Source organism: Aphanizomenon flos-aquae FACHB-1287 (genome assembly GCF_014698755.1).
GTDB classification, from domain to species: Bacteria; Cyanobacteriota; Cyanobacteriia; order Cyanobacteriales; family Nostocaceae; genus Dolichospermum; species Dolichospermum flosaquae.
On the sequence record NZ_JACJTO010000010.1, the window covers coordinates 19,183 to 31,752 of the forward strand.

Consider the following 12,570-nt stretch of genomic DNA (forward strand, 5'->3'; position numbering starts at 1 on the left):
AGGGTTTTTTAGAAAAAATTTGCTGTTAGTTGGAAAGCCGCAGTACAACTAGATCCTGGTGCTAACACAGTCAAATTTTCAGCCGTGTTGAAGGCATTGCGGGTGGCGCTCCAAGGCTCTAGACAATAGAAATCTTTGCCCTTCACAGTCCAAAATACTAACCAGGTGGTAAAATCATCATAATCGAGGGTGAGCTTGAATTTGCGGCTATTATCTGTGACAGAGGCAGATTGAGCGGTTAGTCCACCAAAAGCAAAATCAATTTCATCTTGATTAAAGTCAAATTTGCCGTTAAAGGCGTTAAATTCCTTGGTTTTGTTATCTTGATATTCTCCAGAGGGAAGTTCCACTTCTAGCTGATTTTTATCCCCACAGAGAAAATAAGGGTGGAAACCAGCGGAAAATGGCATGGGTGTGGAGGAGAGATTTTTGTATTCCTGACGGACTGCTAAAGTATTACCTTGGAGTTCGTAGGTAAAAGCCAATTGAAAATCAAAAGGATAAACGGCCTTTGTTTCTTCATTGCTGTTGAGAACTACGGTAACACTGGCTTTGTCTTGTGTATTTTGCTCTATTGCGGTCCAAGGCAATTCCCGCGCAAAACCATGTTGTTTAATAGTATACGGTTTTCCATCAATATTATAAGTATTATCAGGTAAATTACCGCAAAGAGGAAATAAAATGGGATTACCTCCTCTAACGCTCAAATCAGGATGAGTAAAGCGTTCAGCGTCCATGTAGAAAATTTCTTGACCTTGAACCAGCCAACTAGTAATGATACCGCCTCTTTCTGGAACTACTTCTATTTTTGTACCAGCGGTTTTATCCGATAAGATGTAGGTTTTGTATTGTCTTTGTTGAATGTCAATGGTAAACATATATTTGGTTAGTTGTCAGTTGTTAGTGGTTAGTGGTCAGTTGTCAGTTGTCAGTTGTCAGGAGGAGGTGAAGTAAAGAAGTTACCAATTACCCATTACCCATTACCCATTACCTATTACCCAGTCCCCAGTCCCTAATTTACTCGTCTTCAGCAAAAATGAAGCGATATAACTCGCTAGGGTCAGGTTCAGGGCTACTTTCAGCAAATTTAACTGCTTCCTCAATAATACCCTGAATTTTCCTCTCAATATCTTTGAGTTCTGCTTCCGTGGCCAGATTTTGTTCCAGCAAATAACCAGCTAACTTTTTAATAGGGTCACGAGCAAACCAAAATTCCTTTTCTTCCTTACTGCGGAGTTCGTCGGGGTCCGCCAGAGAGTGACCTCGGAAGCGATAGGTCATGGCTTCAATTAAAGTCGGACCCTCACCAGCACGAGCACGGGCTACGGCTTCCTGAGCCACTTGACGGACTGCTAAAACGTCCATTCCGTCCACTTCCACACCCACCATGTTAAATACACTGGCCTTCTTGTAAATTTCGGGTTGGGAAGTTGCGCGTTCATGAGCCATACCAATTGCCCACTTATTATTTTCTACCACAAAAAGAATCGGCAATTTCCATAAAGCTGCCATATTCAACGTCTCGAAAAATTGACCATTATTAGCAGCACCGTCGCCAAAAAAGCAAGCGGTCACTTGGTCTGCGGTTTTGTCTCCCAGAACTTCCCGACGGTATTTAGACTGGAAAGCCGCACCAGCAGCCACGGGAATACCTTCAGCAACGAACGCATAACCCCCTAATAACCGGTGTTCCGCAGAAAACATATGCATAGAACCACCGCGCCCTTTACTGCAACCCGTGGCTTTACCGAATAATTCCGCCATAACTTCTCGTGCGGGTACTCCAGCGCTTAAAGCATGAACATGGTCACGGTAGGTACTGGAAACGAAATCTTCACCAGGACGCATTGCACCTTTGATAATGCCACTACAAACCGCTTCCTGTCCATTGTACAGGTGAACAAAACCAAACATTTTTCCTCTATAATACATTTCGGCACATTTATCTTCAAATAAACGCCCTAATGTCATATCTTCGTATAAGCCCAATCCTTCTTCTTTGGTGATTTGGACTGTGGCGTGATTAAATGTGGGTAATACGCGCTCTTGAATCATGCTTGTGAAATATTCCTATTGTAAAAGTTCAGGTTAAGTTTGTCCTTAGATTACGTTAGCGATAAATTAGCCAGCGTTGACAAAATTAAATTAATTAATTTAATTAATTGATCAAAACCTATTTTATAGGGTAACAATCAGGATAACTGGCTTTCTGCATAGCTATTAACAATTAACGTAATTTTATAACGTAAGTTACTAGTTAAAAAACAACCGACAACTAACCACTGACAACTAACAACTTAAATTATTTTCCCGTGAGTTTGACCAGTCCAATTCCCCCAAAGTATAGCCCTAAAACAGCGCCAGCTAAAAGACTTTGGGTTAGAGGGTCAGTAGAAGGTGTTAAAATAGCCCCTAAAATTACTGATACCATAATTACATAACGCCAGCCTTTTAACATGATTTTTGAAGAAACAATCCCCAAAGTAGCCAGCAATACTTGAATAACTGGAACTTGGAATGCTAGTCCGGTGGTAAATAATAATAACAGCACAAATTCAAAATACTTGTCAATTGACCAAAGTTGCTCCACAACATCAGCACCATAGTTAATGAAGAATTGTAAAGCAGCAGGGATAAGAGCAATATACGCAAATACTAATCCTCCTAGAAATAGGATACTTGAACCCAGCACCACAGGAATGACTAAACGACGTTCTCGCACAGTGAGACCAGGAAGGACAAACTGAATGATTTGATAGAGAATGAAGGGTGTAGTTAAGATTAAACCACCATAGGCGGCAACTTTCATGGAGACAAAGAAAAATTCTCCAGGAGCTAATTGCAGAAATTTAACGCCGTGAGCAGGAACTTCCAGTAATTGTACCAGGGGTTTGACGACGATAAAACAACCGACAATACCCACCACCACGACAATGAGGGAATAAAAAATTCTTTGTCGCAACTCCTCTAAGTGGTCAAAAATAGACATTTCTACTTCCCCGGGTAACTCATCTAGCGGGTTAATAGATGGTTCTTCCGATGGGTCTGGGTCTAAATTGGGCGAATTTATGGTATCTATGTCTTGGGAAGAGGTCATGAGTAAGAACAGTGGGAAACATTTATTAGGCAATATTCGTTAACTATTTTGGCACTCTTATTAGGAATACGCTCAAAAACCCTTGAAGTTGTAATTAACTTGGAAAAATAGTCCTATTGATTTTCGGTAGCATTTGGATATTTATTTTTATTTTTCCATTTATAGCTTCAGGGCATTTGAGTATTAATTATTACAAATATTGTTGAGCGGATTACCAAATTACTACTACCTGGTAAATCAGTATTAATAACAAGCAAAATATGATTCCATGAATTACTAAATGGCTGTATAACTTATTATAAAAAGGTATTTTAAGCTTGTATACACATAAGCTATAACGGCAAAAAAATTAAAGAGTATATTTTTTACAGTATTTCTTATATTGACGGGCAATATTTATATTTGTTTCTGGTAAAAAAAACTTTTTTCCGGGTTTTACTCATTAGATTTGCATAAGTATCTATAACGTTATCTTGTGGCTAAATTCACTCTACCGGGGGGGTAAGAGTAAATTTAGCAGTTACGGGTCTAATTTTGATCTGTAAATGAATGAGAACAACAACTTGTTTATCTCAGTCTCGGATAAGTCAAAGATATACGAGGGTGAAAACCCAGTCAAAATCTAGACTTACTTCCAGACTGAATAGACAGGAATAGACTAATGCACCCTAAAGTTGCATCTTTTGTAGTGTCTAATTTGATACTACAAACAGAATTTTTCTAGCAATTTTCCGAATTATTAGTAGATTAAGGAGTTTTCATTTACTCAAGATGATGTTGCTGATTACGCAATATAAGCCTGAATTTATACCGATATGAATAATATAATTGGTTTGGGACTAGTGGTATTGTCAGTTTATCTATGCAATACCAATGCTTGTTTTGCAGGTAACAAGCTATTCGTAAATAATACTCAATTAAGCAGCCAAAATAATATCCAATCACAACCAGTAGCTAATGTGTCTGCTAGAGATGATCAAACAGGGGACTGTTTTCGTAGAGGTAAATGTCGTGATTGATGTTATTCTGTTTTTGAGACATTTATCTTTTAAATGATTCAACTTGGTAGTTATGTGTTGTTTCGCGCAAAGATGCAAAGGAGCAAAGGCGCAAAGTAAAAATGTATATTATTTAGAATAAATAGATAGTATCTCTAGTAATAGTTTTTTGTCAAGTATTATACTATTTAATACACAAATTAAAGACTAAAAGCCCACTTAATGGACAACACACCAATTACTCTTTATAGACAAGGAAATACCAGTTCTCCCAGAATGGATAATGTTCGCCCTGATAAGGATATTGCTTGCTATGATAAAGATGGACAAGTATGGGTTGTGACCACGTTAGCAGATGGGGAATCAACAGGTGGAATATCAACATTTGCTGATCCAGGTTATGGTAAAAATTGGTGGCAATTACAAGCAGGAACAAAAATACCAGAACAGCTAGAATTAGTTAATGACTATGATAATCATTGGCTGTGGAAGCCCATTCAAGATATGCCATTGGAGGATTATAAAGAAGCATTACAACAGATAGGCACATATTTCTCTAAAGTTAATTAATAATAGTTACAGTCATCATGGGAAGGAATTAGCTATGGATTTATCATTTAAAGACATCAAATTCATGATTGAAGCTGTTGATAATTTGATGGTCAAATACCAAGAAAGAATCAATCAAATTGAAGACTCGGATGAATATGAAGATGAAGTTTCTGATCTAGGGAATGATATAATGTTTTTATCATCACTTCGTAAAAAAATAGATGATAGTTTAAACGATAGTCTGAATCCGAAAATAGATACTACTGCTTTAACAAAATATGTCAGCAAGAGGAGAAAAGATATATGGAAAACAAAGATACCCACCCCAAAAACCCCAAAATCAATAAAACAATCATCAACCAATCTCCCCAGCGTACATACAAAGTCTGAGTTTGACGAGGATAAATAGTTTCTGCGTGGGTTTCATAGGTATTATATCCTGATTTCCATAAAGTTTCACCATGAGGATTAATAAATGCGGAATAGCCGGTATTTGTTGCCCTTACAGCCCATCTATCAGTTTCAATTGCCCGCATGATATCCTGGGCATGGTGTTGATTGGCCATTGCTGGCGTATAATGAGCATCATTAGCAGAACTGAGAATAAATTTCCCACCTAAAGCAGCCTGATAACGAAAATTTTCTGCAAAAGCTGACTCATAACAAATACCAATAATCACCCTACCAAAAGGAGTATCAAAAGTCTGATTAACTTGACCCGGAACTTGATGTGCTTCTAGTGGTGATAAACGTTGAATAATTCCTCCTAAAATATTTTCAAAAGGAATATATTCTCCTAATGGTACAAGTTTAGATTTATCGTAACGGCTGGTAATTTCTCCATTATTAATAACTGTAAATAAACTATTTGTATAACTATTTCCTTGTTCTCCAAATGCCCCTATCCAAGCTACAACACCCCGTTCTTGAATAGCACCAAATAAGGAAGTTTGAGCTAATTCACTGATAAAAATAGGTATGGCAGATTCTGGCGTAAGAACCGCTTGTACACCTTGATTAGTTAAACTTAAATATCCTTGGGTGTAACCTGTAATTGCCAGATTTAAACCTTGAGGAAGAACTTTAATTTTATTAGGAATATTCCCTTGAATAACACCGATTTTTAAAGCTGTATTTGGGGTTAGATTTAGGGGTTTGCTATAGAGAATAAAGCCAATAAAATGGGAGGTAATTAATAGGGTTGTGGCTAGGATTAAGTAAGAATTAACGAACCACGGAGGCACGGAGGAAACAGAGGTGTTTGGATGAGGTATTCTTTCTTCTTTTGCGTTTGTGCGTCTTTGCGTGAGATATTCAGCAATAAAGCCATTAAAAGCGACAATTACAGATGTAACTGTATTCGGACCGGAGAGTTGTCCTAGATGGAGAATTGCGAGATTATACGGTGATTGGGTGTAAGCCAGAGAACTCCACCATAGGGGTCCAGCACTCCAGAGGTTTTCTAAACCACACCAAAGGGCTGTACCAATGAGGACACGCAACCAAGGTTTTCCTCTGTCTAGACGCACCATTAAGGCCGCCCAAATAGAGACGAAAATTCCGCCCCAGAGGCTTATAAATGCCCAACTAAACAGGGTAATAGTTAAGCTCGGTAGCCAAGGGACACCCAGCCAGTCCATGGGATGAATACCTATAATCCATGATATGGCAACTCCGTGATAACCGATGCCCCAGATGAGGCCAAGAAGAGGGGGAGATGGATAATTTTTGTCTGTTTTTGGTGTAAATTTAACTACTAGCATCCACAAAGGAGCTAGGGATACCCAAGCTAGAAACCATGCACCAATAGGAGCGACGGTTGCTCCCATGAATATACCACTGAGGAGTGAAAAGGTATAATATGTGATAATATTAGCGGGTTTTAACGGTCTAAGTTTGATCATTTGCTATAAATAAAATTGTCATTTTTAAAATATTGGCTGAGTAAGTTTTCATTTATTGGCGGACAATTAATATTAGCACCAAATAATCCCTTAACTGTATTTTGATAATCGAATTTTGGTTCGGGGATTTTTTGCTGTGAAGTTGGTGGAAAGAATGCAGACATGATTTCTAATTTTTTATCTGCTGATTTTTGCATCAGATTAATTAATTGGTAGTACCATTGATCATAACTAATTTGTGGTAATTGATAACCTAGTTTACGAATTAAATTAAATAAGTGATTCATGGATATAATCTGCGGGTTTAGTAAGTGAAAAGCTTTTCCTAAGGACTCTTTTTGAAAAGATAAATATACAATTGCTTGACTGACATAATCAACGGGTGTTAAATTATCTTCCCAATCAATGTTAGGTGTTGCTCCCAATTGCATACAAGTTGTAATGATTCTGGAAAATAAATCTTCAGTATTGCAAATACCAATTTGGCTATGACCGATAATTCTAGCTGCTCTATATATTGTAACAGGTAAACCCCGTTCTCTTGCTTGCATTACTAACTTTTCTGCTACCCATTTACTTTGAGGATATCCACCTACTAATCCTTGATAATAGTCTAAAGGATCTGATTCTAGTAATACTTCATTTTCAGGATAATTTTCTGGACAGAAGACGGAAGTAGTAGAAACAAAATGTACAGGTTTAATTTTAATTTGACTTGCTAAACGTAAAATCTCTTGAGTACCCAGTACATTAGCAGGTTTTAAAACTGAATAAGGATAAATCAAATTTACAGAAGCACCATTATGATAAATCGCATCAATTTGACTAGCTAAATCTTGAAATTTTTTTTCAGATAATCCCAGGAGATTTTTTTCTAAATTTCCAATGATAGGTATAATTCTTTGACTATGCTGTTCATTCCATAGCTGATAAAATGATAGCTTATTTTTCAATTTATTCCTAGCTTCAGAAACATTCTCTGCGCGGACTAAACAATGAATATTGGCTGAGGTTTTTTCTAAAAGTTCATGTAATAGATGAACACCTAGAAACCCAGTTGCACCAGTTAAGAGAATATGTTGTAACTGATTAGTAAATTGTTGAGGTAGATTTTGCGGTTTAATGCTAGAATCTAAAATAACATCAACATAAAAATCGTCAATAGGAGTGATATGATCTGCGGTTTGTAATAACTGATTAATGATTTTTGTTAAACCTGCTATTGTTGGTTCTGTAAATAAATATTGTAATGGTAAATCTATTTTTAGGGTTTCTCTAATTCTAGATATAATTTGGATTGTTGCTAAAGAATGTCCACCTAAGTTAAAAAAGTTTTCCTCGACGCTAACTTTTTCTAACCCTAAAACTTGACACCAAATTTCTGCTAATTTCTGCTCAAGGGGATTACGAGGTAATATATAATCTGTTTCATGATTTAATTCTAGCATTAATGCAGATAAAGCCCGACGATTGATTTTTCCTGTAGGAGTTAAGGGTAATTCTGCTAATCTGACAAAGAACGCGGGAAGCATATAATCTGGTAAGTTTTGCTTCAAAAAAGAACGTAAATCCTGTTGAATATTGCTATGGTCTTCGGTGACAACATAAGCGACTAATTGCTTATTTCCTGGTTGAATTTCTCTGACAATTACTGCTGATGATTTAACTAAAGGATGTTGTGCTAAAACTGCTTCAATTTCTCCTAATTCAATCCTAAAACCACGAATTTTAACTTGATAATCAATGCGACCTAAAAATTCAATATTTCCATCTGGTAAATATCTGGCTAAATCTCCAGTTTTGTATAATCTTGATGATTTGGAACTGGAAATAGGATTGGATATAAATTTCTCATTGGTTAACTGTTTGCGGTTTAAATATCCTCTAGCTAAACCAGCACCACCAATATGTAATTCTCCAGGTATACCGATAGGAACAGGTTGTAAATTTTGATCAAGAATATATATTTCTGTGTTAGCAATAGGACGACCAATAGGTACAGAATGGGTGGTATTTAATTGATAATTTACTGGAAGTTGATAAACTGTACTGGTGATAGTAGTTTCAGTTAGTCCATAAGCATTTATCCACTGAATGTTTTGTCTTTTTTCTGTTACTAATTTTTGCCATAAAGCTAATTTTTCCGGTAAAACTTGATCGCTACCTGTGATAACTAAACGTAAACTATCAGGAATTTGACTTATTTTTCTATCTATTTCTAATACCCATTCTTGCCAATATGGTGTAGGTAAATTGACGACTGTTAAACTTTCTTGTGCTAAAAATTGGCTAAACTCTATTAAATTTGTAACCATTTCTTGAGGACAGATGATCAAAGTTGCACCACTTAACCAAGCAGGAAAAATTTCTTCTGCTGCAACATCAAATATAAATGTGGTAAATTGTAAAATCCGATCATGACTATTAATTTGATATTTGTCAATGATACTAGTAGCATGATTAACTATATTTTGATGGGTAATCATTACTCCTTTGGGTTTACCAGTTGAACCAGAAGTATAAATTACATAAGCTAAATTATCTGGTTTTATTGCACTAATTGGTGTTTCTATATTTTGCTGAGAAATGATTGTTAAATCTGTGTCTAATAAGATAATTTTCCCTTGATATGGGGTGAGTGGAGTTTCCCCTCTTGGTAAGGGGGAACTAAGGGAGGTTAATAATTTTTCTTGGGTTAAAATGATAGAAACTTGAGAATCATTTAAGATATCTGTTAATCTTGTTTGAGGATATTTAGGATCTAAAGGTAGATATGCACCACCAGCTTTAAGAATTGCTAAAATGGCTATTAATATATCTAAAGAACGTTCTAAATACAATCCTACTAATACTTCTGATGTCACACCACAATTTTGTAAATAATTAGCTAATTGGTTAGCTTTTTGGTTTAATTGAGTATAGGTTAATTGTTGATTACCAAATTTAACTGCTATAGCATCTGGTGTTTTTATAACTTGTTGTGTAAGTAATTCATGAATACAAAAAGATTCAGGATAGTCTTGCTGTGTATTGTTCCATTTTTCCAAAATTTGCTGTTGTTCAAATGCTGAAATTATAGGTAATTGATTAATAGGTGTTTCCGGGTTGTTAACAATTCCATTTAACAAGGTTTGGAAATTTTCTGTAATTCGGCTGATAGTTTCTTGGGTAAATAAATCGCTGCTATACTCCCAAGCACCAATTAATTCTGTACCCCTATCTTCTATGATTAAAGATAAATCAAATTTTGAAATTGAATGTTCTCCTAAAAAAGGTTGTAAAGTCAGTCCTGGTAGTTGTAATTTGTCTGTGAGTGAATGCTGAAGATCAAATAATATTTGAAATACAGGATTATAACTCAAGTTGCGTTGTGGATTTAATGCTTCTACTACTTGATTATAAGGGATATCTTGATAATTATGAGCGTCCGTAGCTACTTGACGAACTTGGTTGAGAATTTCCCTAAAGTTGGGATTTCCAGTTAGTTTAGTTCTCAAAACTACAGTATTAACAAAATAGCCGATTAATGATTGTATTTCCTGACGATTTCTACCGGCCATAGGAGAACCAATTAAAATATCATCTTGACCACTGCAGCGATAGAGTAGAATTACAAAAGCCGCTAACATGGTCATAAATAATGTAGCGTCTGACTGTTGGGTTAATGTTCTAATTTTTTGGCTTAAATTGCTATTAATTGAAAATTCCCAAATACCTCCGCGAAAAGATTGAATTGGAGGACGAGGTTTATCTGTCGGTAATTCTAATAATGGTGGTATGTCTGCTAATTGTTGTTTCCAGTAATTTAGTTGTTTTTCTCTAATTTCTGAGGTAAATTTTTCTTTTTGCCAAATTGCATAGTCAGCATATTGAATTTGTAAATCTGGTAATGGTGATTTATTTCCTGCTAAATAAGCTCCATAAAGTGTAGATAATTCTTGTAATAAAATTCCTATTGACCAACCGTCAGAGATGATATGGTGCATATTTAAAAGCAAAATATAGGAATTTTGATTGAGTTGATAAAGTGTAGATTGGAATAAATCATCTTCACTTAAATTGAAAATTTTATCAGTTTCTTGATTAATTAGTCGCTCGACATTTTGTAATTGTTGTTTAGCGGTAATTTGATCTAAGTTAATCACTTGCAAGCTAATATTAATTTCTGGTCTAATTACCTGTAAATTCTTACCTTCTATTTGTTGGAAATTGGTACGCAAAATCTCATGTCGTCTGACAATTTCTGTAATTACTTGTTCTAAAACTGATATATTTAAACTACCACTAATTTGTAATGCAAGAGGCAGATTATAAGTGGTATTATCCTGAATTTGGGATAAAAACCAGAGTTGTTCTTGACCAAAAGATAGAGGTGCTGGTTCAGAGTTGGGACGAGGAAGAATAGTTTCTGTTTGGAGATTAATACCTTTTTTATTGAGGAGGAGTTTGAGTAAATCGCGTTTTTGGTTAGTTAAAGAATTTTCTATGCTAGTCATGAGATGTTGTAGTTTAAAGTGAAGTTTTTTAGTTTTAAAAATCAAGATAAAGAGGGATAAATCCCTCACTAATAAGTTAGTTGGAAGATACAGAAGTAACTGGTTCAGGAAAGGTTGTTACTGTTTGATTTACATCTAAAATGATATCTATATCTGGTAATTCTTCTTCTACTGATCTTAACCGGGGAGAAAGATAAACCAAGCAGGTACAGATCATGGTGAGAATTCCTAATAGGATTAATAGAAGGCTCATTCCCCGACCAGGACCAACACCAATAATTTGTCCAATGGTATTAGTTAAGAAATTGTCACCAGACATTAAAGGTTCAAAAACTTTTTCTGCTAAAGGACCAACAATGATGTAACCTAAAGGGTAAAGAGAAAATTCTATAGCATCTTTCATGGCAAATACTCGACCCTGAACATTGATATTTACTTTTCTTTGAAAGATTGCTTGCATAGGACTGGAAGCAAAGGTGGAAATGACAAAATATAGGCAAATCGAGACGGTAAACAGAATCAAAGAGGAAGTTAAGCCAGAGATAAATACAAGTATGCCACCAATAAAAGTAGACAGACAAATAATATCTATACTGCGCTCGAAATTTCCCCAAATACTAACTAATAAACCCCCGATTAGCATACCAGAACCAAAAATAGAAAGGACAGTTCCTAAGACATTAACAGAAGCATAAGTTAATACTAAAGGTGTGGTAATAACGTGAATTCCCCCAACAGTAAATATGGATAAAGCTGATAAAAACATTAATCCTAATAAACCAGGTCTTTGTGTTAAATATTTCCAACCATAAGTTATATCTTCTAAAAATGAAATTGGTGGAACTGATTCACTAGAGGTTTTAATTTCTGGAAATCGCAAAAACATTAAAGGAACAATGGCAAAAAATAAGGTAATAAAATCAATAGCTATAATGCCTTGTAAATGAATCCATCCTAATAATAAACCCCCTAAAGGTGGTGCAATAATGCGGGCTGCACCATGTAAAGCATTCATCATGCCATTAGCACGATTTAGGTGTTTTTGTGGTACTATCATGCTATTGGTAGTCATATAAGCAGGATGTAGAAAAGCTAAACAAGCAGAACTGAAAGTATTAGCTAAATAAATATGCCATACTTCTAATTTACCAGATATAAATAAAGCAGCGATCGCTAATGTTCCCAAACTTCCGCACATATCACTAATAATCATTGTCCACCGCTTATCCCAGCGGTCTATAAATGTACCAGCTATAGGTGAAATTAACAAAAACGGTAAGGTATTAAATAAGGTGATTAAGGCAAATTGTGTGACTGAACCCGTACGTTCATATACCCAAACATCCAACGCAAAAGCGGTAATACTAGAACCTATAAAGGTGATGACTTGTCCTAACCAGATAATTAAAAACAGTCGCATTTCTCGGATTGTGGTTATTGCTGTGGTAAACATAGTGTATAATTGGTAGCTTGGTAATATTTTTATTATAGAATACACAGATGAATTTTTTATTACTCTGTCG

The 12,570-nt window shown here is 35.6% G+C and carries 8 protein-coding genes; 2 read left to right on the top strand and 6 right to left on the bottom strand.

The window, feature by feature from the left end; genetic code table 11:
- Nucleotides 1-8: 8 nt before the first annotated feature.
- From H6G44_RS07010 to tatC, 3 genes are all read right to left on the bottom strand, one after another.
- Nucleotides 9-878 carry an aldose epimerase family protein gene (locus H6G44_RS07010; protein WP_190385597.1) on the bottom strand — a complete coding sequence of 290 codons (870 nt, stop codon included), beginning with the start codon at nucleotides 876-878 and terminating at the stop codon, nucleotides 9-11.
- Nucleotides 879-1,017: 139 nt separating this feature from the next.
- On the bottom strand, nucleotides 1,018-2,055 hold the full coding sequence (pdhA, locus tag H6G44_RS07015; RefSeq protein ID WP_190385598.1) for a pyruvate dehydrogenase (acetyl-transferring) E1 component subunit alpha: 1,038 nt from the start codon (nucleotides 2,053-2,055) through the stop codon (nucleotides 1,018-1,020).
- Between the two features lie 247 nt (nucleotides 2,056-2,302).
- Nucleotides 2,303-3,097 carry a twin-arginine translocase subunit TatC gene (gene tatC / locus H6G44_RS07020; protein ID WP_190385599.1) on the bottom strand — a complete coding sequence of 265 codons (795 nt, stop codon included), beginning with the start codon at nucleotides 3,095-3,097 and terminating at the stop codon, nucleotides 2,303-2,305.
- 815 nt (nucleotides 3,098-3,912) lie between these two features.
- Here tatC and H6G44_RS07025 point away from each other — a divergent pair.
- Both H6G44_RS07025 and H6G44_RS07030 read left to right on the top strand, forming a co-directional pair.
- The gene (locus tag H6G44_RS07025) at nucleotides 3,913-4,116 is read left to right on the top strand and encodes a hypothetical protein (protein WP_190385600.1); all 204 of its coding nucleotides are present in this window, start codon (nucleotides 3,913-3,915) and stop codon (nucleotides 4,114-4,116) included.
- Between the two features lie 201 nt (nucleotides 4,117-4,317).
- A complete protein-coding gene (locus H6G44_RS07030; protein WP_190385601.1) occupies nucleotides 4,318-4,665 on the top strand; it encodes a Tse2 family ADP-ribosyltransferase toxin in 348 nt (115 codons plus the stop codon).
- Between the two features lie 263 nt (nucleotides 4,666-4,928).
- Here the strand turns inward: H6G44_RS07030 and lnt are convergent, their stop codons facing one another.
- From lnt to H6G44_RS07045, 3 genes are all read right to left on the bottom strand, one after another.
- Nucleotides 4,929-6,551, bottom strand: a complete 1,623-nt coding sequence (gene lnt, locus H6G44_RS07035; protein ID WP_242031659.1) for an apolipoprotein N-acyltransferase — start codon at nucleotides 6,549-6,551, stop codon at nucleotides 4,929-4,931.
- Nucleotides 6,548-11,047: a non-ribosomal peptide synthetase family protein gene (locus H6G44_RS07040; RefSeq protein WP_190385602.1), complete on the bottom strand. Its 4,500-nt coding sequence runs from the start codon at nucleotides 11,045-11,047 to the stop codon at nucleotides 6,548-6,550. Before H6G44_RS07040 ends, lnt begins: the two co-directional genes overlap by 4 nt.
- Before the next feature lie 76 nt (nucleotides 11,048-11,123).
- Nucleotides 11,124-12,500, bottom strand: a complete 1,377-nt coding sequence (locus H6G44_RS07045) for an MFS transporter (RefSeq protein ID WP_190385603.1) — start codon at nucleotides 12,498-12,500, stop codon at nucleotides 11,124-11,126.
- Nucleotides 12,501-12,570: the final 70 nt, after the last annotated feature.

Bases quoted from the DNA above. Each gene is read 5' to 3' on its own strand.
- H6G44_RS07010 (WP_190385597.1), bottom strand. From the start codon at position 878: ATGTTTACCATTGACATTCAACAAAGACAATACAAAACCTACATCTTA.
- pdhA (WP_190385598.1), bottom strand. From the start codon at position 2,055: ATGATTCAAGAGCGCGTATTACCCACATTTAATCACGCCACAGTCCAA.
- tatC (WP_190385599.1), bottom strand. From the start codon at position 3,097: ATGACCTCTTCCCAAGACATAGATACCATAAATTCGCCCAATTTAGAC.
- H6G44_RS07025 (WP_190385600.1), top strand. From the start codon at position 3,913: ATGAATAATATAATTGGTTTGGGACTAGTGGTATTGTCAGTTTATCTA.
- H6G44_RS07030 (WP_190385601.1), top strand. From the start codon at position 4,318: ATGGACAACACACCAATTACTCTTTATAGACAAGGAAATACCAGTTCT.
- lnt (WP_242031659.1), bottom strand. From the start codon at position 6,551: ATGATCAAACTTAGACCGTTAAAACCCGCTAATATTATCACATATTAT.
- H6G44_RS07040 (WP_190385602.1), bottom strand. From the start codon at position 11,047: ATGACTAGCATAGAAAATTCTTTAACTAACCAAAAACGCGATTTACTC.
- H6G44_RS07045 (WP_190385603.1), bottom strand. From the start codon at position 12,500: ATGTTTACCACAGCAATAACCACAATCCGAGAAATGCGACTGTTTTTA.